The organism is Adlercreutzia equolifaciens, from assembly GCF_029076695.1.
Taxonomy (GTDB): Bacteria; Actinomycetota; Coriobacteriia; order Coriobacteriales; family Eggerthellaceae; genus Adlercreutzia; species Adlercreutzia equolifaciens_A.
This window is the reverse complement of the sequence record NZ_JARFIK010000002.1, coordinates 672,563-695,094: the sequence shown is the minus strand read 5'-3', so window position 1 is coordinate 695,094 and position 22,532 is coordinate 672,563. Positions and strand designations below refer to the sequence as shown.

Here is a 22,532-nt window from a genome sequence, read left to right as displayed (position 1 = left end):
GCCCATCGATGGGGGCCTTGAGGCACCCATGAGCAGCAAAGCCCTAACGGGAGGAGAGGACATGACCAAACTCGTTGACAAACTTATGGAAAGCCGTCTCACGCGACGCGGCTTCACAGCAGCGGCTGCTGGCGCGGCTACGCTCGCCCTCACAAGCTGCGCGCCCAAAAATGCGCAGGACACCCTGGCCGAGACCGGCTCGACGGAAAGTGCCTGGAAACCCGCAAGCTTGGAAGGCGGCGAATGGAAGACAGCGGCCTGCTGGCTTACCTGCCACTGCGGCTGCAAGAACATGGCCTACGTGCAGGACGGAAAGGTGGTGCGCCAGAAGACCGATGACGGCCATGCCGACACGCTGGAATGCCCCCAGCAGCGCGGCTGTGTGAAGGGCCGTTCGCTGCGCCAGTTCGTCTATGGCGCCGATCGCATCAAGTACCCCCTGAAGCGCGCCCATTGGGAGCCGGGCGGGGGCGACGTCACCCTGCGCGGAAGGGACGAGTGGGTGCGCATCAGCTGGGACGAGGCCCTGGACTTGACGGCTGCGGAGCTCAAGCGCATCAAGGAGACCTATGGCAACGAAGCCTTCGGCAACGTCGAGCTGGTGCCGGCTCCCCTGCTGGCGGCCTACGGCGGCTACGTCTCCATGTGGGGCCAGCAATCCAAGGGCGCCTGGCCGCTGGTGGCCAACACCATCAAGGGCAGCTTCTTCTCTGCGGCCAATGATCGCTTCTCCCTCATGGATGCCCAGCTGGTAGTGCTGTGGGGCTACAACCCCATCTGGGGCGCAGGCGGCTCGAACACCTACTATATCCAGCAGGCCCGCGAAGCCGGCGCGCGCGTCATTATCGTCGACTCGTGGTTCAGCCCCTCCTGCCAGGCCCTGGGCGCCGAATGGGTACCCTGCCGTCCCACCACTGACGGCGCCCTTTTGGCTGCCATTGCCTATCATATGATCGAGAACAACCTGCAAGACCAGGACTTCCTCGACACCTATTGCGTTGGCTTCGACGCCGACCACATGCCCGAAGGGGAAGACACCAAGGGCAACTTCAAAGACTACATCCTGGGCACCTACGACGGCACACCGAAGACCCCGGAATGGGCCAGTGCGCTGTGCGGCACGGCACCGTCGGTCATTCGCGAGCTTGCCGAGGCTATGGCCACCGTGAAGCCCATGACCCTCAAGGCCGGTCAGGCTCCGGCCCGCAACGGCAACGGAGACGAATTCGCCCATATGCTCTACACCGTGGGCTGGATGACCGGCAACGTGGGCCGCATGGGCGCCGAGGTGTCCTGCGCCGACGGCTCCCAGGGCGTCCAAGGCGGTCCGGGTATCGTCGAGGAAGGCTGGGGCACCTGCGATTACTTCGGCGTTGAAAATGTGGGCTGCACGGGACCGCGCGGCGATTACACCCTGGAGAAGGGCGGTTACGACTCCAGCGTTTACTACGGCATTCCCGGAGCCCAGTGGTGGAAAGCCATCAAAGAGGGCAAGCACACCGACTTCGTCAACGGCGAGCACCCCGTGAACATCAAGTGCATCTACAAGATCGGCCTCGGGGCGCAGTTCAACCAGAACAACGATCAGACCACGGCCATTGAAGTGCTGCGCACGCCCGGCCTTATCGAGTTCATGGTGTGCTCCGAGCTGGTCATGTCGCCCGACGCGCAGTTCAGCGACATCGTCCTTCCCGCCATCTCGCCCTGGGAGCAGAAGGGCGGCTACACCCGCACGCTCAACCGCGAGACCATCGTCTTTTCCGAACAGCTCATCGAGCCGCTCTACGAGGGTCGCTTCGACTTCGACATCATGAAGGACCTGGCCGATCGTTTGGGCATCGACTCCTCGGGGTTCATCACGGGCAGCACCGAAGCCGACGGTTACACCATCATGGCCGATGCCGTCTACTGCGACCCCGAGACGGGCGAGTACAGCCCGCTCGTTACCGTCACTCAAGAAGATGTGGACACCTATCAGCTGGGCATCGAGCCCCACGAGGGCATGGTTTCCTTCGGCGACGTCATCAAGAACGGTGGCTACCAGGTCGAGCGCTCCAAGGGCGATGCCCACACCTATATTGCTATGAAGGACTTCGTCGACGACCCCGAGGCAAACCCACTGCCCACGGCTACGGGCAAGCTGGAGATCTTCTCGCGCGCCCTAGTGGACAACTTCGCCGTGTTCCACACCACCCCGAAAGAGCCCATTGCCACCTACAAGCCGTCCGTTGAGGGCTTCGAAGAAGCGGCAGCCAATCGCGAGCGCGACGGTCTTGAGGGCGCGGTGTTCCAGATGATCTCGCTGCACCATGTTCGTCAGGCCCATTCCCATTCGGCGGAAGTGAAGTCATTGAACGAGATGTTCGCCAATGCCGCGCTGATAAGCAGCTACGACGCCGAGCAACTGGGACTCGCCACGGGAGACATCGCGCTTATTGCCAACAGCCACGGCCAGACCGTGCGCACCGTGCAAGCGTCGAGCCGCGTCATGCCCGGCGTGGTGATCATCGGCCAGGGCAATTGGACGCGCCTCAACGAGGAAACCGGCATCGACGAGGGCTGCAACGTCAACACCTTGACGGGCGATCATCTGGGCGGCCAGGGCCAGTGCCAGTTCAACAACGTGCTCGTCAGCATCAAGAAATGGGACGGCGAACTTGAGCTCGACCATCTGCGTCCGTCTGTCGTCGTCGCTTAATCAGGAGGAAGATCATGCAATACGGTTTTTATTTCGACGCCGATCGCTGCGGCAGCTGCAAGGCCTGCGTCATGGCCTGCCGCGACAAGAACGATACCCTGCTTGGCCTGAAGCTGCGCAACGTCATCGACTACGGTGGGGGCACCTGGACCGAGAAGGACGGGATCATGCAACCGGACGGCGTGTTCGTGTACGCCGTGTCCCTTTCCTGCAACCATTGCGCAAACCCGGCCTGCGTGGCCAACTGCCCCACCGGCGCTATGACCAAGCGCGAGGAGGACGGCATCGTCTACGTGGACGAATCGGTCTGCATCGGCTGCGGCACCTGCGCCCAAAGCTGCCCCTACGGCGCACCGCGCCTCGACACCGAACGCGGCGTGTCGCGCAAGTGCAATTTGTGCATGGACTACCTGGAGGAGGGCGGTCGGCCGGCCTGCGTCGACGCCTGCCTCATGCGCTGCCTGGATTTCGGCGACATCGATGAGCTGCGCGCCCAATATGGCGACACCTGCGATATCGCCCCCTTGCCCGAATCCAGCGCCACCAACCCTTCGCTGGTAATCAACCCCTCCCCGCACGCCGGCAAAGAGGGAGTCATCATCAACCTCGACTGCGAGCTTGCCTAAGCCGCTCCAACGAAAGGAAATCAACCATGTCTGAAAATCGCATCTCGCGTCGCAGCTTCCTTACCATGGCGACGCTCACCGCCGGCGGCGCGCTCCTTGCTTCAGGATGTTCGCCCGAGGAAAAGGCCGAGAAGAGCCTTGCAAGCACGGGCAGCGCTCAAGCCGTAGCCGGCACGGGAACTGCCCAGGGACGCAACGGCGAGCTCACCGTGCGCGCCATTGTCGAGGGCGACCAGCTGGCCGATATCCAGATTGTGCGCTCCCATGAGACCCTGAGCGTAGGAGACACGGCGCAAGACCTTCTGAAAGAGGACATCATCGAGCACCAGACCCTGGATGTAGACACCGTCTCGGGCGCCACGCTCACGTCCATGGCCTATCTGAGCGCTGTACAACAGGCCCTGGAAGCCGCCGGCCAAGACGCGGCAGCATGGAGCAGCCGCCCGCACGGTGAGCGAACGCGCGAGGAGGCCCTCCCCTCCTCTGCCGACGTGATTGTCGTAGGCTCGGGCGGCGCCGCCCTCTGCGCCGCCATCACCGCGGCCCAGGAGGAGAAGAGCGTCGTCGTTCTTGAGAAGATGGATATCTTCGGAGGAAGCACCGCGCTGTCCGGCTTCGGCTTCGCGGCTCCGGGCTGCTGGCCGCAACAGCAAATCGGCGTCGAGGACAGCCCTGAGAAACTGGCGGAGGACATGCTTGCCGGCGGCGACTACGAAGGCGACCCGGAACTTGTCCGCACCTTGTGCGACCATGCGCTCGATGCGTTCAACTGGCTGTCCTACGACATGATGGTAGCCTGGTACCCGGGCGTGGTCCAAGACGGCGGTCACAGCTGCAAGCGCTCCCTCTGCCCCGAGGACTACGGCGCTGGCACCGTGCAGAAGCTCCTGGCCGGCGCGCGCTCGGCCGGCGCCCAGCTCTTCGCCAGTGCGCAAGTGGACGAACTGCTGCAGGATGATTCCGGCGCCGTGGTCGGCGTTCGCGGTACCGACCTTCTCACCGGCAAGGCTTTTGAGATGGCCGCTTCCTCCGTGGTGCTCGCAACGGGCGGCTTCGGCCGCAACGTCGACATGCGCGTAAAGTACAACGCCGAATTCGATGATTCCTATCTGTGCACGGACGCCCCCGGCGTAACGGGCGACGGCATTGTCATGGCCGAAGCCGCCGGGGCCGAATTGCTGGACATGGCATTCATCCAAACCCACCCCACGGGCAATCCTTCCACGGGATCGATGCTCGACGTCGGCGGCATCCGGGCCTATGGTTGCGCCATTATGGTCAACAAAGAGGGCAACCGCTTCGTCGAAGAGCTCGAGCGTCGCGACGTGGCAAGCAAGGCCACGCTCGCCCAGACGGACGGCCTTGGCTACTTCGTCTTCACACGCCAGGCCGCCGAAGACGACGACATGTACGGCTGGGCCGGGGATGAGATCGACTCTATGAAAGCCGCTGGTCTGTGGGCCGAAGGAGACACCCTGGAGGAAGCCTGTGCAGCCTTCGGCATCAACACCGAGGCCGTGGCCGCGGCCATTGCCCAGTGGAACGCCGATTGCGAGACGGGCACTGACACCGCCTTCAACTACCGCGGGGACATGTTCCCCATCGGCGAAGGCCCCTACTGCATCTTCGCCACCACGCCGACGGTGCACTACACCATGGGCGGTGTCGCCATCGACACCGCGGCGCGCGTCCTGAAGGACGACGGCTCCCCTCTTCCGGGCCTCTATGCGGCCGGAGAGGTCACGGGCAACATCATGGGAACCAACCGCCTGGGAACTACCGCTGTCGCCGACATCGTCGTCTTCGGACGCATCGCCGGCAAGAGTGCCGCAACGCAGGCCTAACCCATTTGCCTCCCCTCCCTTAGGAAGGTCCGGTCGCTTCGGCGCACCGGGCCTTCTTTTTTGGGCCTCTAGTTCTTGAACAAGGGCGTGGAGAAGTAACGCTCACCGGTGTCGGGAGCCAGAGTGACCACGGTTTTGCCCGGACCCAGCTTGCGGGCCAGCTGCAGGGCGCAGGCTACGTTCGTGCCCGAGGAGATGCCGCAGAACAGACCTTCCTCACGAGCCAGACGGCGAGCAACATCCAGGGCCTCATCGTCCGAGACCACCACGATCTCGTCAATGAGCTCCGTGTCCATGATGGCCGGCAGGATACCGTCGCCGATGCCCATTTGCACATGGGTACCGATGGCACCTCCGGACAGAAGCGCCGCATGCTCGGGCTCGGCGGCCCAAATCTGCACAGCCGGGTTGACGCGACGCAGCTCGGAGCCAATGCCCGTAATGGTGCCGCCTGTGCCGAAGCCCGAGCAGAAGCCGTCGATGACGAGGCCAGCTTCGGCCGCATCGGCCAGAATCTCGGCCGCCGTACCGGCCACATGGGCCGCCAGGTTGTCGCGGTTCACGAACTGCTGGGGCACGAAGACCCGCGGGTCCTCGGCGGCCAGCTGCTGCGCCAGGGCAATGCATTCCTCGATGCAGGCACCGATATCGCCCTCGTCGTGCACAAGGATGACCTCGGCACCGTAATGCTCCATGATCTTACGGCGCTCCTCCGAGCAGGAATCGGGCATGATGATGCGCGCCTTCAGCCCCTTTACCGCGCAGACCAGGGCCAAACCTACGCCCTGATTGCCGCTGGTGGGCTCCACAATGATGGAGTCGGGCGTGACCTCGCCCCGAGCCTCGGCCTCTTCGATCATCTTCAGCGCCGTGCGCGTCTTCACCGAGCCGCCCACGTTGACGCCCTCGAACTTCACCAGTACCTGAGCGTCGTTAGGTCCCGTCAAGTGATTCAGGCGCACGAGCGGTGTTGAGCCGACGGCTTCCAGAACGTTATCGCAGATCATAGCTTCCCCTTATCTTCGGGGTCATTGTTTCTCGCTGGAATTCTAACATGGATGCACGACGCCGCTGGAGCGCCGCTTCAAGGACGCTCAAAGTTCGGGGGTTATCGGAAATGAAAAAGCCGCAGCTGATGCTGCGGCTCTCAATGCAAATGGCGGGATGTACGAGACTCGAACTCGCGACCTCCGACGTGACAGGCCGGCGCTCTAACCAACTGAGCTAACACCCCGAATGGTGTGCATGCTAAAAATGGCGGGATGTACGAGACTCGAACTCGCGACCTCCGACGTGACAGGCCGGCGCTCTAACCAACTGAGCTAACACCCCGTTTTCAGCAGCTCGTCTATTATACAGAGAACCCGAGCGGTGGCAAGCCGTTTTTTCGAGAAATTTCCGAACCGTCGGCCAGAGAAAGAGCCATCTGCGGAAATACGGGTAAACAACTCACATAATGCCCCTCGCCGGAACGCCGATAAACCAACGGGACGCCGGTCAAACCGGCGTCCCGTTCGAACTCGCTGGCATCAGAGGCGCTGCGCCTCCGACGTGACAGGCCGGCGCTCTTCTGCGCGCCCGCCCCTTACGCCTGGCGGGCAGAACCCTCGAAGGTGAAGCGGCCCATCTTGGTGCCTCCCAGCAAATGCACGTGGAGGTGATCCACCGTGGCCGCAGAATCGGGGCCGGTGTTCACCACGGTGCGGTAGCCGGACTCGGCCACGCCCTTCAGGCGCGCCACCTCGGGCACCACCGACATAATGTGGCCGATAACCTCGGCCGGCACGTTGTCGGCCAGATTATCGAAATGCTGCTTCGGCACGATAAGGGTGTGCACCGGCGCCTCGGGCTCGATGTCGTCGAAGGCGTAGCAGATATCGTCCTCGTACACCTTGGCGGACGGAATGTCGCCGGCAACGATCTTGCAGAACAGGCAATCGCTCATGAAAGTTCCTTTCGTTGACTTACGTGTTCCATAATAGCGGTTCGCCAGCGCTCCTACGCGGATTTCACGGCAAAGTGCGCCGAGGACCGTCTTGGCGTGCCGGCGCCCCTGCTCATTCGGCGGCGCGCTGATCCACGCGCATGAAATTTACAGGATGGAGCCCGTCGGCAGCATGGCCCGCGGCCACGGTGGCGGCAATGAGCTCCCGTACGAAGGCATCGGCGCGCAAGCTGCCCGTGGGCTTCGCTTCCAGCGTGAAGCGCAGGGTGTCCCCCTCGTGGCTCACCGGACCTACCAGGAACTCCTCTACCACCAGGGTCTTTTCCTTCTTCTTGCGCACCACGGTAATGGTCTCGGGCACCACCAGAGCAGTGGGCGCCTCGGAGAGCCGCACCTCGTAGGTGCTGATGGGGCACGCCACCGAAGCAGCGGCATCCCGCGCCTCGATGTAGCGGGCGTCCGTGGGATACAAGTCGGCCGGGCTGGCGGCCTGCAAAGCCGCCAGGGCCTTAGGGGCCGCCACGTACTTGGTCAGGAACAGGTCGAAGAACTCCGCCGTACCCCCTACCCCCACGGGCAGCGCAGCTCCGAAGGCGATGCGCATGTGGGGCGAAAAGCCCTGGCTGACGGCGTAGGGCAAGTTGGCGCGACGCACGGCGCGCTCTAAGGCACGGGCTACCTCCAAGTGCGACAGCAGGGCCAGACGCCCCGTCTCGCGAAACGTCACCCGCAGGCGGAACAAACGAGGATCGGCCATGCTAGCGCACCTCCTGGGAATCGGTCGCGGTCGAACCGTCCGCAGCAGCGACTGCCGGAGCGGCGGCCTCGACAGCGTCCCCGCCCTCGGCGGCCGACTCGATCACGCGATAGGGATTCGCCGCTCGCGTCTCCCCTTCCTTCAACGGACGCTCCTCCTGCAGCTCGATATCGGCTCCCAGCGTGGGACAGGCCCCGCAGGCCGAGCACTGATCGAAGGTACAGTCCGGCGTGGTGACGCCCTCGGCGGCACGGCGACGCTCCCGCGCCAGGAAGCGCGGCGAAACAGCGGCCGTAATATGGGTCCAGGGCAACACGTAGTCGGTAGGATACTCCGCCTGGGCAATGGCAGCCGAATCGATGCCCAGGGCCTCGGCAGCCCCGTTCCAGGCCTCCTCGTTGAACAGCTCGGTCCAGGCATCGAAGCGCGCCCCGCGCTTCCACGCCTCTTCCACCCAGTCGGCCACCTCGCGGCCGCCGCGGCTCATGACCGCCTCCACGAACGACGTCTTCGGATCGTGGTAGTGCACGTCCACGGCCTTGTACTTCACCGAGCGCTTGAGCAGCCCCACGCGGCGCAGCGTCTCCTCGGGGGAAATCTGGCCGTCCCACTGGAAGGGCGTCTGGGCCTTGGGCACGAACACGGCGCAGGACACGCTCATGCGAATGGAGCCGCGCTGCTCGGGCGGCACGGCGGCCTTGGCGCGGTCGTAGGCGCGCTGGGCCAGGCTCGCGATGCCCTTGATGTCGTCATCGGTTTCCGTGGGCAGACCCACCATGAAGTACAGCTTGCAGCGGCGCCATCCCGCCGCGAAGGCGGCGTCGATGGCGGAGAACAGGTCGTCCTCGGTGACGTTCTTGTTGATAACGTCGCGCAGGCGCTGAGTACCGGCCTCCGGAGCGAAGGTCAGTCCGCCCTTCTTCTGCCCGGCCACCAATTCGGCCATCTCCACGCCGAAGGAATCGAGACGCTGCGAGGGCACCGAGATGCGAATGCCCTGGCCGGCGCAGGCGCCGTTCACCCGCGTGAGAATCTCGGCAATTTGGGAATGGTCCGTCGACGAAAGCGAGGTCAGGCTCACCTCGTCATAGCCCGTTTCGGCCAGACCGCGCGTGACCGCGGACACGATGTTGTCGGCCGAGCGCTCGCGCACGGGGCGGTACATCATGCCCGCCTGGCAGAAACGGCAGCCGCGGGCGCAGCCGCGCAGGATCTCCACGTTCAGCCGATCGTGCACCACCTCGGTATAGGGCACGATCATGGGCTCGAAGGCGTCGCTGTCGGCGAAGCCCTCGAACACGCGCTTGTGCACCACCGGGGGCACGTCCTCGAACAAGGGCTCCACCCAACTGCCCGCCTCCTGGGCCTCCTCCTCGGAGCGCCAACGGTACAGCGACGGCACGTAGACGCCGCCCACTTGGGCAAGGGCTCGCAGAATGGCCGCACGCGGGGCGCCCTCGGCCCGCAGCGTGCGAATAACGCCCAGCACTTCGGGCAGCTGCTCCTCGCCCTCACCCACCATGATGGCGTCAAAGAACGGCGCGTAGGGCTCGGGGTTATAGGCGCAGGGGCCGCCACCCAGCACCAGCGGATCGTCCTCGGCGCGATCCTCGGTGCGCAGCGGAATGCCCGCCAGGTCCAGGGTTTCCAGAACGTTGGTGGCAGCCAGCTCGTGGGGCAGCGTGATGCCCACGGCGTCGAACTCGCGCACCGGGGCGCAGCTTTCCAGCGAGAACAGCGGCACCTGCTCCTGGCGCATGAGGTCGGCCATGTCCACCGCCGGCAGGAAGGCGCGCTCGGCCCCCATGCCCTCGGTAGCGTTCACCGCGTTCACCAAAATGCGGACGGCCTGGTTGGCCTGGCCCAGCTCGTAGGTATCGGGATAGATCATGCAGAAGGAGAAGTCGTCCTCGGCAGGCCCGGGGGCACAGCCCCACTCATGATTGAGATAGCGCGCAGGCCGCTCGATGCGAGACAGCAGCGGCTCTACCACCGGCCACAGATTGCTAAGCGCCACGAGACTCCTTCCCGCCGTTCTTGCCCTTGCCGCGCAGGGCGCGGAAGGCGGAGAGCCCGGCGTCCTTGGCGCCGGCCGCTACCTTCTGTCCCACAGGCGTGTCCGCGGCCTTCGAGGCGGCCTCCACGGCCTCGTCGCGAGCCTTCTGCACCACGTTGGCCACGCCGACGATATCACCGCCGGCCTCGAAGTACTCGATGGCCGCACGGCCCATGGCCTCGGTGCCCGCAAAGCCCACGGCGCCCTTGACCGCCCAGCCGAGCACCGGCACCACGCCGGCCACGGAACGGGCGATGTTGCGGAACAGGAAGGCGCCGCCCACCACGGCGGCCAGCTCCTTGATGCGCTCGGCCGACAGGGGCTGCCCGTAGGCCGCGGCAATCTGCAGGAGCATCTTCGCCTGGTTGAGCGTCATGATGGGCATATCGGCCCCGGGGATGAACACTACCACGCCGATGCCGGCATTCTGAAGCGAGGTGGCGCGCACCGCATCCAGGGAAAGCGGGCGGCGCACAAAGGGGAAGGCCAGGGCGAAGGCAAGCTTCTTGTCCTTGCAGGCGGCGATGATCCACTCGCCCATGCGGCGGTCGAGCGTGGCAGCGGCCTGGTCATCCAAAGGCAGGGGCTCGGCGGAGGCCGGCTGCGTCTCCACCGGCAGCGCGTGCTCCACCGCTTCGATAACTTGGGCACTTTGCGGCTCGCCGTCCTCGGTGCTGCCGGCCGTCACACGGCGCTCGAAAGAGGCCAGGGCGTCCCCCAAAGGCGACGGCGCGGTCATGTCCGGCGCCACGATATCGCCGTCGGGAATGGCAAAGCCGGCCGCCTCGGCCGCGGCCGCCACGTGATGCGGCATGGTAGTGGCCACCATGACGGGAATGCCCGCGTTGCGAATATGGGCCGCCTGCTCGCCGATGGCCGTGGATGAGCCGGCCACAATGACGGCCATGTCGTCGCCGCCATAGGGCTCCACCAGCCCGTCGCCCAAATAACCCAAGGTAACGCGGGTATGGGCGCCGGCGCTAGCGAAGGCGCTGCGCACGTGGCCCACCACATCGCCGGGCGCCGTGTCGTCGATGTAGACGGACACGGCCAGAGGCGTATTGCGGGCACTGTCGATATCGGTGGCCGCCTTCAGCAGGGCGGGGATGTCGAGGGGGATGTTCATGGGGTGGCCTTCCTTCCTGAAACGCTGTTGTGGCTCCCCACGGAGCCGATGAGTCCGACCAACACAAAGTTCACGATCATAAACGAGGAGCCGTAGCTCACAAAGGGCAGCGGAATGCCGGTAATGGGCATGAGGCCGCAGTCCATGCCGATGTTCTCCAAAATTTGGAAGAGCCACATGCCGATGACGCCCATGACGATGAGCATGCCGTAGAGGTTATCGGCGCCGCGCGCCACGGACAGGCAGACGGCAATGAGCGCGCCGTAGAGCGCGATGAGGGCCACCACGCCCACGAAGCCGAACTCCTCGGCCAGCACGCAGAACACGAAATCGGTGGGCGCCTCGGGAAGAAAGCCATGGGTGGACTGAGTGGCGTTCAAAAGCCCCTTGCCGAACAGGCCGCCCGAACCGATGGCAATCTTCGCCTGGGCCAGGTTGTAGCCGTCGCCGGACAAGTCGGCATCGGGGTTCAAGAACACGAAAAGACGGCTGCGCTGGTAGTTCTTCAGAAGACGATACTCGTACTGCCCCGGCGAGGTTTCGTACTTGAGCAACTCGTCCACGGCGAACACCGCGGCAATGGCGGCAATGCCCAGAGCCAAGGTGATGAGCAGATACCGGGCCTTCGCGCCGCCCATAACCAGGACGGCCGCCGAAATGGCCAGGTACACCAGGCCCGTGCCCAGGTCGGGCTGGGTCATCACACAGAGGAAGGGCACGAGCAAGAGCCCGACCACCTTGCAGTACTCGCGCACGTCATCGAGGGTACCTCCGTAGCGGGCCACCAAGCTGGCCGCGTACAAGATGACGGTGACCTTCGCGAACTCGCCGGGCTGCACCTGCATGCCCACCTTGATCCACGACTTCGCCCCCATACCGGCGTCGGTGCCCAAGCCCGGTATATGGGGAGACAGAATGAGGATGACGTTGAGCGCCAGCAGCGCCGTGGTGAGGTTGGCCAGACGCCGATAGTCGAAGCGCCACACGATGACCATGAGCACCAGACCGATGAGCACGCACATCAGCTGGCGGTTGAAGCTGTACTTCTCAAGGCCCTGCACGGCCGACCAGCACACCAAAAGGCCGTAGCTGACCAGCAGCCCCACCACAATGAGCAGCGGCGGATTGAGCCACGAGAACAGCGAGGGACGCTCGGAGCGCGACGAGGCGCCATGGGCCGCATGGGAGGCGTGATGGTGCACCGAATGAATCTGAGGAAGTTCTGCCATGGCGCTCCCCTAGTCCGTTCGCGCGCCGGAGTCGACGCTGATCTCCACGGACTCGCCCGTCGAGCCGGGCAACCGCTCGATGCTCACATCTGACTTGCCGTTTTCGGAATCGAACAGGGCACCCATGACCTCGGCCACGATGGGGGCCGCCGTATCGGAACCGCCGCCGCCATCCTCGATAACGCAGGCTACCACGTACTTCGGATCATCATAGGGCGCGTAGGCCACGAACCAGGCCGTATCGTTGCGGTCCTGGCGCTCGCCGGTGCCCGACTTGCCCGCCGCATCGATGCCCTCCTCGGCGAAGAGGGGCGCCACGCTGTGGGATTCCTTGATCATGTCGTGCAGGGAGTCGCGCACGTAATTGAGGTGCGACTCGGTCACTTCGGGGGTGCGGGACACCTCGGGCTGGTAGGTGACGACGGTGTCGCCCTGGCCGTTGCGCACTTCTTCCAGCAGGTGCGGCTTCATCACGTGACCCGTGGCAATGGCCGCATAGGCGCAGGCTACCTGCATGGGCGTGACCAGCAGATCGCCCTGGCCGATGACCAGGTTCGTGTAATCGCCGCCGCGCCACACGCCGTCGGCGGGGCGATTGCGGAACGTCTCGGCCTTCCACGCCGGGGTGGGCACCACGCCCGAAGCCTCACCGCCCAAATCGACGCCAGTTTGGCTGCCGAAACCGAACTGCGACACATAGTCCTGCATAGCGGTCTCGGATACCTCGCCAGAGCCCTCGGGGCCGTGATCGTAGAAGGCCTTGCCGATTTCGTAGAAGACGGTGTCGCAGGAGTTCACGATGCCGCCATGCAAATCCAGGGTGCCGTGGCCATCGTGGTTCCAGCATTTCTGCACGTCACCGGAGCCGAAGCCGTCCCACTTGCCCGTGCAGTTCCAGGTGCTGCCCTCATTGGCGTAGCCATATTCGAGCCCGGCCAAAGAGGTGAAGGCCTTAAAGGTGGAGGCGGCCATGAACTGGCCGCTGATGCAGTTGTTGTTGAGCGGCGCATAGGCGGTGGGGCGCCGGTAGATTTCCCAAAGCTCATCGGGAATGGAGCCGGTGAAGTTGGTGGGGTCGAAGGTGGGAAAGCTGGACATGACCAGCACCGCGCCATCGCGCACGTCCAGGGCCACTACGGCGCCCTTCGTGCCCTTGCCCCCGCCGATAACACCGTAGGGGGCAATCAGATCGGCCAGAGCCTTGTCGGCTACGTACTGGGCCTTGGCATCCAGGGTGAGATATATGTCGGAGCCCTTGGAGGGCTGCGTCTCGCTCATGACCGACACCACGGCTCCCCCGGCGTCTACCATGACCAGCCGCTCACCGTGATCCCCCGAAAGCACGTCGTCGTAGGTGGCCTCGATGCCTGCGGCGCCCACCGTGTCGATGGCCAACAGGTCGCGGCCCTCGCGCTTCTCTTCCAGTTGGTTTTTCGTCGGAGAGCCCGTGTAGCCCAGCACGTGAGCGGCCAGAGCCCCGTAGGGATACTCGCGCTCGCTGCGCTCCTCCACGGTGATACCGGGGAAGGCATCGGCGTGCTCGGCAATGAAGGCCACGTCGCGCAGCCGCACATCGTCGGCTACCACGCGCAGGCTTTGAGCGCCGGCCGACGAATCGGCAATGCGCTGGGCCACCACGTTAGCGGGCAGCCCGAGCACCGTGGCCAGCCGGCGAATGACATCGCGGTTGTCGGCCACCTCGGGGTCGGCCAGCACGGCCTGGGTGGAGCGATTGATCACCAGCGGCACGCCGTTGCGATCGTAGATGCAGCCGCGCGGTGCCGGCGTGTTCACGGTGGTGTAGAGGTTCTCCTCGGCCGCATGGGCGTATTCGGAGTTATCGAGAATCTGCATGGACCAGAGCTTCGTGGTGAGCACGCCCAAAATGCCGGCGGACAAGATGCCCAGGCCGAAGAAGCGGCGCGTCATGCCGTCGGAGGGCTTGGCGTTGGCCGAGGTTTCCGAGGAAGACACCGTCACCTCGCCGTCGCGGGCCGCCTTGGCCGCGCTCTGCCGCGCGAACGAGGACGAGCCCACGCCCACGGTGTCCACCTGGCTCACGCCCTTCTTCGCCCCTACTTGAGGGGTGGAGCGGCGCGCGCGCACCACAAACACCGCGGCAATGACCACCACGGCAATGAGGGCAGCGATAAGAGCCGTAACGACGGCAACCAGCACGGGGCAACCCCTTCCCTAGCGCAGGATCGGCGTCCCCGGCTGTCCCAAGGGCTTTCCGACCATCACGCGAATAGCAATCGGATAGAGCAGCAGGGCGATAATGCCGTCGTAGAGCATGCAGGGCAGCGCGCGATAGAGCAGCGCCTCGCCGAGGGGCACCCCGGCGCCGCAGGCCACCACGATAATGCCGTAGAGCAGCTCGACCACGACGATCGAGAGCAGCATAATCGCCACGGGCATGAACAGCGTATCGTTGTTCAGGGCCATAAAGGCGCGGGAAGCGGCAAATGTTACCAGCACGAGCACAAGCGCCATGCCTCCCACCGGGCCTCCCCCGATCAGATCGAAGAGAAGTCCGAGCACGAACGGTAACACCGCGCCCGCCTGATGGGGGCACACAACGGCCCGCACCACACAAAACGCAACGATAAAATTGGGAATCGCCGCAAACAGGGTAAGGGCCGGCGCCACAATGATTTGCAGCAGCACCGCAATAAGGCCGCCGATGATGCCGGCCACGGTCTCACGGGAAAGAATCATCAGGCCTCCCCTCCCTCGTCGCCAGCGGTATCGCCCGAGCCTTCAGCGTCGCCCTCTTGGGAGCCCTCGGACCCGGCATCGCCCTCTTGAGAGGCACCGTCATCCTGGCCGTCGCCGCCATTGGCGTCGTCCTGGCCGTTCTCCCCTTCGGCGCCTTCGCCATCAGAGGGCGTGGCCAAGGTGCGCTCGGCGGCGTCAGAGGCCGCGCTGAACACCACGAGGGCCTCCTGAAGCAGCGTCACCGAGTCATTGGGGGCCACCACAATGCGGCGGGAATCGTTGCCGGCGCTGCCCTCCACGCGGGCCACGGTGCCGATGAGCAGGCCGCGGGTGTAGCTGCCGCCCAAGCCGCTGGTGAGCACCACATCGCCCACCTGGATGTTCACGTCGGCGCCGATGTTCTCCAGATAGAGCAGACCGTCGAGCGAGCCGCGCACAATGCCCTCGGCGCGGCTTTGCTGCACCAGGGCGGCCGCCCCCGACTGCGGGTCGGTGAGCAGGCGCACCCGGCAGTTGCCGCCGGACACGGAAATAACCTGGCCGATTACGCCGTAGGGGCCCATCACGGTCAGGCCCGTCTCCACCCCGTCGGAGGTACCCATATCCAAGGTGATGGTCTGGTTCCAAGCATCGGTGCTGCGCCCGATAACGCGGGCCGCCACGCCGTCGATGTCGTAGGTGTCCTTCAAGTTGAGCAGGGCCTGCAGGCGCTGGGCCTCGAGGCGATACTCCTCGGCCTGGGTAAGGGCCTGGGTAAGCTCGGCGTTCTGAGCCCGCAAAGTGGCCAGGGTCTCTTCGTCGGCCCCCTGCTCTTCGGCAGCCTGCTCGGCGCCTTCTACCGCGCTTCCCAAGGGGGCGCCGGCCAGCTGCAGCGGAGCCACCAGCCCCTCCACGGTGGCCTGCACGCGGTGAAGCGGTCCCTCGGCGCCCTCGCTTCCGTAGATGCCAAGGCACACGAGCGAAAGCACGAGGGTGATAATAAGGGGAAGCCGGCCCCCAGGGGCCGGCGCGTTGTTCTGAAAGTTAAGAGCCATGAAAGCGGAAGACCTACTTGGAGCGCATGAGGGTCTGCTTCAGGGCCGTGGGGGTTTCCAGCACCTTCAGGCAGCCGGACACCACGTTGGTAAGCGCCGTCTCGGACACCCACACGGGAATTTCCAACTTGTCGGTAAGATAGCGGTCCAGACCCGACAGCAGGCCGCCGCCGCCCGTCAGCAGAATGCCGTTCTGGATGATATCGGAGGCCAGATCGGGGTTAGTGGTCTTGAAGGTGTCCTTGATGTGGAGCACCATTTCCTCGATAGGCGCCTGCAGAGCCGCGCGCACGTCCTCGGACTGGATGGTAACCTCTTTGGGCTGCTCGGTGTAGACGTCCTGGCCCGAGATGATCATATCGCGCTCGCGGCCGTCCTCGAAGGGCAGGATGGAGCCGATCTTGATCTTGATGACCTCGGCCGTGCGCTCGCCGATCTTGATGCCCAGCAGGTCGCGCAGGTGCATGGCGATGGCCTCGTCCAGGCGATTGCCCGCCAAGCGCAGCGAGCTGGAAGTAACGATACCGCCCAGGGAGATGACGGCCACCTCGGTGGTGCCGCCGCCGATGTCCACCACCATGGAGCCCGTGGGCTCGGTAACGGGCAGATCGGCACCCATGGCCGCCGCCATGGGCTCCTCGATGAGGTAGGCCTGGCGCGCGCCGGCCTGAATGGCCGCCTCGAACACCGCGCGCTTCTCCACCGAGGTGGCACCGCAGGGAATGCAGATGACGATGCGGGGCTTGGGCTGCCAGGGGTACTTGCGCTCGGAAGCCTTGTTGATGAAGGCCGAGAGCATGGCCTCGGTCACATCGTAGTCGGCAATGACGCCGTCTTTCAGGGGATGCTCGGCCGAGAACGCATCGGGCGTGTGGTTGATCATGTTCTTGGCCTCGTGGCCGACCGCCAGCACGCGATGGGTGGATTTCTCAATGGCAACGACGGAAGGCTCGTTGATGACGATGCCCTCGCCGGTAATGGCAACAAGGGTATTGGCAGTTCCCAGGTCGATGGCCATGTCCGCCGACATTTGGCCCGTCAGACTCGAAAACACATCAAGGAATGACATACAGGCAAACCCTTCGGGTACGTTTTGATTACAGTCAGCCTTAGATTTTAGCACAGGCCCTGAAAAGACGCTGAAACTCCATAGGTGTAAGGGAGCCTCCTTTGAGCCAGCGGAGACTCCCCTTTTTCGCCGTGGACGGCCCTAATGCACGCTGCAGGAGAGGCAGGGGTCGTAGGCGCGGACGAGCTTCTCTACCTCCAGGCGGATGAGGTCGGCGTCGTAGCCGCCGGCGATCATCTTCTCGGCCAGCTGGCGCATGTCGGCCTCAAGGTTGGCGATGTTCTGGGCCGTGGGCGTCATGATGCTGGCCCGCTCCACCCGGCCCTCGTCGTTCAGCTCGAGCAGATGGAAGAGCGCGCCGCGGGGCGCCTCGGTAAAGCCCACGCCCTTGCCGCCCCGCACCGTGAAGGCCACCGGCTCGCTGGTGTCGGCGAACTCGTCGGCAGCCAGGCGGCGACAGAGCGCCGCACAGCGGTCGAGCACGTCCACCAGCTCCACCGCCTGGGCAATGTTGTTGGCGAAGGGGTTGTACTCGGGCGGGCGCAGACCCGCCTTGGCGGCGGCATAGCGGGCTTCTTGGCACAGACTGTTCCAAGAAGCATTAACGCGGGCCAGGGCCGCCGTCAGATAGGGCTTGCCCGTGCGGCGGGCGCGAGCCAGGAAGGCCGCCGAGGAGGCCTGCGGATACTCCTCGATCTCCTCCTCCACGTTCTGGCAATCGAACTCGTAGTTGGCCCGCACGAACCGCGCCGTGTCCGAGGTGCACACCGGATAGCTGCCCGGCTGCACCATGGCCAAAAGATCGCCCTCGGTCTGCACGTCGATGGTGTCGAAATCGCGGAACAAGTCCACGGCCTGCAGGGCGAAGCCGCGCGCCTCGTCCATGGCGTCGGCCAGGCGGCGGTACTCGGCGGCGTCGATCTCGTGGGTGAAACCGCCCACCACGGCCGTGATGGGATGGATAGAGCGGCCGCCCACCAAAGTGCACAGTTCGTTGCCCAGGGCTTTCAGCCCCAAGGCGCGCTCCAGCAGCTCCGGGTTCGTCTCGGCCAGGGGAAACACCGACTGATGCCCCAGGAAATCGGGAGCGGCGAACACGAACAGGTGCGTCGCGTGGTTCTGCAGGAAGGACCCGTAGACGAGCAGCTCGCGCAGAGCATCGGTGCGGTCGGTTACCTCAACGCCGAAAATGCTCTCGATGGCGCGGATGTCGGTGACCACATGGCTCGACGAGCAGATGCCGCATACGCGCGAGGCAATGTAGGGCACCTCCTCGAAGGAGCGGCCGCGCACCATGGACTCGAACAGGCGCGCCGGCTCGACCACGGACATTTCGCAGGTGGTAACCTGGCCGTCCTCGATGGTCAGGCGAATGTCGCCATGGCCCTCGACGCGGGCCACGTGGTCGACGGTGATGGATGCAGTGGCCATGGGCTATTCCTCCCCTTCAGCCGTAAGGGATACGGTGTTGAACATGCCGAGGGCTTCGTCGAAGCGCTGAGGATCGATGCCCTTCTTCCCCGCGAAGTAACGGGCCGAGGCCACATTGGCATCGGGAGACAGCCCTGCGCAGCCGTTGCAGGCGCGGCCGAGGGCCGGGCACTTCGCACCGCAGCCCGACCGGGTGACCAGGCCCAGGCACATCTGCCCCTGCGCGTACAGACAGCCACGCTCGTTGCGGGAGCACTCGCCGCAGAGCGCCGATGTGGCCGGCAGGTAGTTGCTGCCGTACAGGGCACTGTCCAGCACGCGGACGAACTCGTAGGGATCGATGGGACAGCAGGGCACCTCGAAATCCACCGCGATGACGTTCTTCACCGGCACGGGCGCCTGCAGGGTGCCGCAGGCATCGGGGGCCCCATCGCCGTAGACCGCGGCCAGCTGGGCCGGAAAGTCCACCGACGCCATGCCGGGGATGCCCGCCGTGTTGGCGCAGGCACCGATGGTGATGACCGTCTTCGCCTTTTCGCGGGCCTCGCGCACGGTGGCTTCGGCCTCGGCTGTGGTCACAGCGCCCTCGATGACGGCCACGTCGAACTCCTCGGGCATGGGCTTGGAAGAGGTGAGCTGCCAGTAGCCCAGATCGATCTGACCGAGCACCTCCAGCAGGTGCGCCTCGATGTTGGTAATGTTGATCTGACAGCCGAAGCAGCTGGCCAGGCCGATGAACACGACGCGGGGCGGCCGCGCGTTCTCGGGCGTTTCGCGAATATCGTTCATGTCACATCGACTCCTGGATGTTCTTGGCCTCCCAGTAGTTGAAGACCGGTCCGTCAATGCAGCAGTACTGGTGTCCGATCTGGCAGTGGCCGCACTTCCCCACGCCGCACTTCATGTGACGCTCGAAGCTCATGTAGATGCGGTCATAGGAGATGTTCTTCTTGCGCATCTCCTGCACCACGAAGCGGTACATGACCGGCGGCCCGCACAAGGCACCGAAGGTGTTGTCGGCATCGATTTCCAAATGCTCGAAGGGCTTGGTGACCAGGCCCACTTCCCCATCCCAGGTGTCGTCGGGCACGTCGACAGTCAGATAGAGATCGAAGTCCTTGCGGTGCTTCCACATCTCGAACTGATGGCGGAACATAACCTCGGAAGGGTTCTTGGAGCCGTAGATGATAGTGACCTTGCCGAACTCCGAGCGCTCGTCGTGAATGTTGTTGATAAGCGAGCGCAGAGGAGCAATCCCTAAGCCGCCCGCTACCAGCAGCACGTCGTGGCCGCGCATGTCGTTGATGGGAAAGCCGCGGCCGAAGGGCCCGCGGATGCCCACGATGTCGCCGCACTGCATTTGGTGGAGCCGCTCGGTGAAGCGGCCCGTGCGGCGCACGCACAGCTCGATGAACCCCTCTTTCGTGGGCGAGCTGGAAATAGAGATGGGCGCCTCGCCCACGCCGAAGATGGACAGTTCCACGAACTGGCCCGGCTGCTGATGGAAGGCCGCGCGAATGCGGTCGTCGATGAAGCGGAACTCGAAGAGCTTCTCGGTGGCCGTCAGCTCGGTGATGGACGTGATGCGCGCAGGCCACGGACGATAGGGGTTCGCGTGCATAAGCTGGGCGCCGGTTTGCTCGGGGCCCGGATCGGAAAACGGATGGATGGCCACCTTGGTTGCGGGTGCGTGCATCCCTAGGCCCCCTTTCTCTCGAAGAACTTCAGCACCTCGATGGGGCTGATGTCCACCTTGCAGGCCAGAGCGCAGCGGCCGCAGCCCACGCAGAGGCTGCGGTCGTGGGTGGCCAGGAAACCGTTGAGCTTGTGGTACATGCGATGGCGCACGCGCTCCACGGGCGTAGGACGGAAGTTGTGGCCGCCGGCCACCATGGCGAACTGAGGCGAGGTGCAGGCATCCCACACGCGTTCGCGACGCCCCGTGGCGCCGCCCGGATCAAGCGTGTCGCGAATATCGAAGCAGTAGCAGGTGGGGCACACGTTGGCACAGGCATTGCAGGACAGGCAGCGGCCGCCCAGCTCTTCCCAGAAGGGATCCTCGTGGAAGGCGTCCATGAGCATGGGAATTTCCTGCACGTCGGGAATGTCCTGGTTGAAGGCCTTCTGACGAGCGCGGGTAACGGCGCGGAAGGCAATACGGTCGGCATCGGTGGCCTCGCGCACGGTGCAAGCGCCCTCCAGAATATTGGCCGCCACCACCGAGCCGATGGACACCAGATACTTCTCGCCGATATCCGTCAGGAACAAGTCGTAGCTGGGACGCGCCTCTTCGCTGTCCATCAGGTTGCAGAAGCAGAACTCCGAGGGCGTGCAGCCGATGCCCACAATGAGCGTGGCGTCGTTGCGCGCCTGGAAGTACGGATCGGGATAGCGCGGATCGGTGAAGACGCTGTTCAGGTTGAGCATGCCGTTGATGTCGCAGGCGTGAACGCCGAACAGCACGCGCGCCGGCACCTCGCAGGTATAGTCGGTCACGGCATTCTCTTCGGCGTTGAACTCGAAGAGGGTTTCCTTGGCCGGCATCAGGTACTTCTTCGGCGAGGCAATGGTGGTGGGATAATCCAGCACGATGTCGTCGAAGGAGTCGACGGCCGCAAACACGTACTTGCTTCCCCTTTGCACCGGAGCGATGACCTCGTAGCGCTCCATAAACGCCGCAACCAGCGAAGGCAGCTCGTCACGGTCGATAACGCGATACAGCATACGCGATGGGTTCCTTCTCTTCTTGGGGCCCCTCAGGGCACCGCGTTGGTAAGGCCTCTTCCATGGTAAAGGGTGAGCGGCCAAACCTGCAACCCACTTCGATATTCGGCTAAAAAACCAGATAGTAGCCTAGGACTTGGTGGTCACCGATTTAACGGCCGTCCACTTCGAATAGTACTTCTTGCCGCTGACGGTCTTATAGGCGCGCACTCTCACGTAGTAGCGCTTCTTGGCGTAGCGGGCCTTCAGGGATACCGAGGTGGCCGACGCCTTCACCGTCTTCGTAAGGGACAGTTTGAACTGCTTGTTCGCAGCGTACTGGACCTGATAGCCCGTCACGCCCGCCACTTTCTTCCACGCCACTTTGATCACGCGCTTCTTGGCCGTCTTGAGCGACTTCCATTTCGGGGCTGTCGGGTTTTTGACCGTCGCGGGCTTGGGAGCCGGCGCGGCGGGCTCTTCCGCTGGCTCGGACGGCGCCACGGGCGGCGTGCCCTCCACGGGGCTCGGGTTCGCCTCGTCGGTCGTCGGCGGCGTGTATCCCGGCGGCAGGTAGTTCGGCACTGAGCCCACTGATGGGTACTCCGGCGCCGTGCCGTGGGTGGTAGCGGCCACATCGGCCTTCATCTTTACACCGCCATGGGCGGCATAGCCCACGTAGTCCATGGATTTGAAGTTGTGAAGCGTCACCACCTTGTCTTTGGCGATGCGGTTGTTCATGGCATGGATGACATAGCCGCCGCCCACGTAAATGCCCACGTGGCCGGCGTACCACTTCTCGGTGCCGTTTCCGTACTTGTTCGTACAGGTGCTGCATACGGTGGACTCGCTAGTGAAGAACACGTCGGAGCCGATGGGCACCGAGTTGATGGTCAGAATGGAACCCTCGGCGCCGCGCAAACGGCCGTACTCGGCCGCGCAACAGGCGCTGCTGCGGACCGCTCCCATTTCGGCAAACTGGTCAGCCACAAAGGCCAGGCACCAGCTTTTGTATTGTTTTCCCAAGTCGGGGTTGCCCACCTTGGCGTTAAGGGAGGTCTGCAGCGCTTTGGCAGAGATGGTCTTATCGGCGGCAAAGGCCTGCAATGGCACGGCAACGGCCAGCGAAAACGAGAGAATGACGGCCAATGCAGCCTGCAAAGGTTTTCTCATGAGGCTCTCCCCTAGTTCGTTACGGCGGTATCTGGAAGAACAGGGCACAAGAATAGCACCAATCCGGTCCCCTCGCCAGATTCAGCCCTGGGCGCTAAGAGCCATCGGCCATAAAAAGAGGGC

Annotated in this window: 18 protein-coding genes and 2 tRNA genes; 3 read left to right on the top strand and 17 right to left on the bottom strand. The window is 64.4% G+C overall.

Translation table 11 applies throughout. The features are described from left to right. Window positions 1–61: 61 nt before the first annotated feature. Genes PZH32_RS08740 through PZH32_RS08730 form a run of 3 tightly spaced genes read left to right on the top strand, consistent with a single transcriptional unit; the run spans window position 62 to window position 5,168 of the window. The gene (locus PZH32_RS08740; RefSeq protein WP_275207590.1) at window positions 62–2,698 is read left to right on the top strand and encodes a molybdopterin-dependent oxidoreductase; all 2,637 of its coding nucleotides are present in this window, start codon (window positions 62–64) and stop codon (window positions 2,696–2,698) included. A gap of 14 nt (window positions 2,699–2,712) precedes the next feature. Next, on the top strand, window positions 2,713–3,324 hold the full coding sequence (locus tag PZH32_RS08735; protein WP_275207588.1) for a DMSO/selenate family reductase complex B subunit: 612 nt from the start codon (window positions 2,713–2,715) through the stop codon (window positions 3,322–3,324). 26 nt (window positions 3,325–3,350) lie between these two features. Next, window positions 3,351–5,168, top strand: coding sequence for a flavocytochrome c (locus PZH32_RS08730; RefSeq protein WP_275207587.1), 1,818 nt, complete (start codon window positions 3,351–3,353; stop codon window positions 5,166–5,168). A 68-nt stretch (window positions 5,169–5,236) separates the two neighbouring features. Here PZH32_RS08730 and PZH32_RS08725 read toward each other — a convergent pair whose 3' ends face one another. The 17 genes from PZH32_RS08725 to PZH32_RS08645 all read right to left on the bottom strand — a co-directional run bounded on the left by PZH32_RS08725 (window position 5,237) and on the right by PZH32_RS08645 (window position 22,409). Further along, entirely contained in the window at window positions 5,237–6,175 is a 939-nt protein-coding gene (locus PZH32_RS08725; protein ID WP_275207585.1) for a PLP-dependent cysteine synthase family protein, read from the bottom strand. A 150-nt stretch (window positions 6,176–6,325) separates the two neighbouring features. Further along, window positions 6,326–6,402, bottom strand: a tRNA-Asp gene (locus tag PZH32_RS08720). Window positions 6,403–6,423: 21 nt separating this feature from the next. Further along, window positions 6,424–6,500: transfer RNA gene (locus tag PZH32_RS08715), tRNA-Asp, on the bottom strand. A 253-nt stretch (window positions 6,501–6,753) separates the two neighbouring features. After that, window positions 6,754–7,113: a histidine triad nucleotide-binding protein gene (locus tag PZH32_RS08710; RefSeq protein ID WP_275207583.1), complete on the bottom strand. Its 360-nt coding sequence runs from the start codon at window positions 7,111–7,113 to the stop codon at window positions 6,754–6,756. Window positions 7,114–7,225: 112 nt separating this feature from the next. Next, window positions 7,226–7,870 (bottom strand): TIGR03936 family radical SAM-associated protein, encoded by a 645-nt coding sequence (locus tag PZH32_RS08705; protein WP_275207582.1) that lies wholly within the window; start codon window positions 7,868–7,870, stop codon window positions 7,226–7,228. A gap of 1 nt (window position 7,871) precedes the next feature. Continuing rightward, the gene (locus PZH32_RS08700) at window positions 7,872–9,887 is read right to left on the bottom strand and encodes a TIGR03960 family B12-binding radical SAM protein (RefSeq protein WP_275207580.1); all 2,016 of its coding nucleotides are present in this window, start codon (window positions 9,885–9,887) and stop codon (window positions 7,872–7,874) included. Then, complete coding sequence (locus tag PZH32_RS08695) at window positions 9,877–11,052, bottom strand: YcjF family protein (protein WP_275207578.1); 1,176 nt, start codon at window positions 11,050–11,052, stop codon at window positions 9,877–9,879. Before PZH32_RS08695 ends, PZH32_RS08700 begins: the two co-directional genes overlap by 11 nt. Beyond that, the gene (gene rodA / locus PZH32_RS08690) at window positions 11,049–12,281 is read right to left on the bottom strand and encodes a rod shape-determining protein RodA (protein WP_275207575.1); all 1,233 of its coding nucleotides are present in this window, start codon (window positions 12,279–12,281) and stop codon (window positions 11,049–11,051) included. The genes PZH32_RS08695 and rodA overlap by 4 nt, the downstream gene beginning before the upstream one ends. 9 nt (window positions 12,282–12,290) lie before the next feature. Then, window positions 12,291–14,459 carry a penicillin-binding protein 2 gene (gene mrdA, locus PZH32_RS08685; protein WP_275207573.1) on the bottom strand — a complete coding sequence of 723 codons (2,169 nt, stop codon included), beginning with the start codon at window positions 14,457–14,459 and terminating at the stop codon, window positions 12,291–12,293. 15 nt (window positions 14,460–14,474) lie between these two features. After that, window positions 14,475–14,999: a rod shape-determining protein MreD gene (gene mreD, locus PZH32_RS08680; protein WP_275207571.1), complete on the bottom strand. Its 525-nt coding sequence runs from the start codon at window positions 14,997–14,999 to the stop codon at window positions 14,475–14,477. Beyond that, window positions 14,999–16,033, bottom strand: a complete 1,035-nt coding sequence (mreC, locus tag PZH32_RS08675) for a rod shape-determining protein MreC (RefSeq protein WP_275207570.1) — start codon at window positions 16,031–16,033, stop codon at window positions 14,999–15,001. Before mreC ends, mreD begins: the two co-directional genes overlap by 1 nt. Window positions 16,034–16,046: 13 nt before the next feature. After that, window positions 16,047–17,102, bottom strand: coding sequence for a rod shape-determining protein (locus PZH32_RS08670; protein WP_275207569.1), 1,056 nt, complete (start codon window positions 17,100–17,102; stop codon window positions 16,047–16,049). Window positions 17,103–17,243: 141 nt separating this feature from the next. After that, complete coding sequence (locus PZH32_RS08665; RefSeq protein ID WP_275207568.1) at window positions 17,244–18,533, bottom strand: Ni/Fe hydrogenase subunit alpha; 1,290 nt, start codon at window positions 18,531–18,533, stop codon at window positions 17,244–17,246. Between the two features lie 3 nt (window positions 18,534–18,536). Next, complete coding sequence (locus tag PZH32_RS08660; protein ID WP_275207567.1) at window positions 18,537–19,322, bottom strand: NADH:ubiquinone oxidoreductase; 786 nt, start codon at window positions 19,320–19,322, stop codon at window positions 18,537–18,539. A gap of 1 nt (window position 19,323) precedes the next feature. After that, entirely contained in the window at window positions 19,324–20,229 is a 906-nt protein-coding gene (locus PZH32_RS08655; RefSeq protein WP_275207566.1) for an FAD/NAD(P)-binding protein, read from the bottom strand. Window positions 20,230–20,231: 2 nt separating this feature from the next. Next, window positions 20,232–21,257 carry a 4Fe-4S dicluster domain-containing protein gene (locus tag PZH32_RS08650; RefSeq protein WP_275207565.1) on the bottom strand — a complete coding sequence of 342 codons (1,026 nt, stop codon included), beginning with the start codon at window positions 21,255–21,257 and terminating at the stop codon, window positions 20,232–20,234. Window positions 21,258–21,386: 129 nt separating this feature from the next. Continuing rightward, window positions 21,387–22,409, bottom strand: coding sequence for a hypothetical protein (locus PZH32_RS08645; protein ID WP_275207564.1), 1,023 nt, complete (start codon window positions 22,407–22,409; stop codon window positions 21,387–21,389). Window positions 22,410–22,532 lie beyond the last annotated feature (123 nt).

What these genes read in the sequence shown, in the direction of transcription:
- PZH32_RS08740 (WP_275207590.1), top strand. Translation starts at nt 62, where the DNA reads ATGACCAAACTCGTTGACAAACTTATGGAAAGCCGTCTCACGCGACGC.
- PZH32_RS08735 (WP_275207588.1), top strand. Translation starts at nt 2,713, where the DNA reads ATGCAATACGGTTTTTATTTCGACGCCGATCGCTGCGGCAGCTGCAAG.
- PZH32_RS08730 (WP_275207587.1), top strand. Translation starts at nt 3,351, where the DNA reads ATGTCTGAAAATCGCATCTCGCGTCGCAGCTTCCTTACCATGGCGACG.
- PZH32_RS08725 (WP_275207585.1), bottom strand. Translation starts at nt 6,175, where the DNA reads ATGATCTGCGATAACGTTCTGGAAGCCGTCGGCTCAACACCGCTCGTG.
- PZH32_RS08710 (WP_275207583.1), bottom strand. Translation starts at nt 7,113, where the DNA reads ATGAGCGATTGCCTGTTCTGCAAGATCGTTGCCGGCGACATTCCGTCC.
- PZH32_RS08705 (WP_275207582.1), bottom strand. Translation starts at nt 7,870, where the DNA reads ATGGCCGATCCTCGTTTGTTCCGCCTGCGGGTGACGTTTCGCGAGACG.
- PZH32_RS08695 (WP_275207578.1), bottom strand. Translation starts at nt 11,052, where the DNA reads ATGAACATCCCCCTCGACATCCCCGCCCTGCTGAAGGCGGCCACCGAT.
- rodA (WP_275207575.1), bottom strand. Translation starts at nt 12,281, where the DNA reads ATGGCAGAACTTCCTCAGATTCATTCGGTGCACCATCACGCCTCCCAT.
- mreD (WP_275207571.1), bottom strand. Translation starts at nt 14,999, where the DNA reads ATGATTCTTTCCCGTGAGACCGTGGCCGGCATCATCGGCGGCCTTATT.
- mreC (WP_275207570.1), bottom strand. Translation starts at nt 16,033, where the DNA reads ATGGCTCTTAACTTTCAGAACAACGCGCCGGCCCCTGGGGGCCGGCTT.
- PZH32_RS08670 (WP_275207569.1), bottom strand. Translation starts at nt 17,102, where the DNA reads ATGTCATTCCTTGATGTGTTTTCGAGTCTGACGGGCCAAATGTCGGCG.
- PZH32_RS08665 (WP_275207568.1), bottom strand. Translation starts at nt 18,533, where the DNA reads ATGGCCACTGCATCCATCACCGTCGACCACGTGGCCCGCGTCGAGGGC.
- PZH32_RS08660 (WP_275207567.1), bottom strand. Translation starts at nt 19,322, where the DNA reads ATGAACGATATTCGCGAAACGCCCGAGAACGCGCGGCCGCCCCGCGTC.
- PZH32_RS08655 (WP_275207566.1), bottom strand. Translation starts at nt 20,229, where the DNA reads ATGCACGCACCCGCAACCAAGGTGGCCATCCATCCGTTTTCCGATCCG.
- PZH32_RS08650 (WP_275207565.1), bottom strand. Translation starts at nt 21,257, where the DNA reads ATGCTGTATCGCGTTATCGACCGTGACGAGCTGCCTTCGCTGGTTGCG.
- PZH32_RS08645 (WP_275207564.1), bottom strand. Translation starts at nt 22,409, where the DNA reads ATGAGAAAACCTTTGCAGGCTGCATTGGCCGTCATTCTCTCGTTTTCG.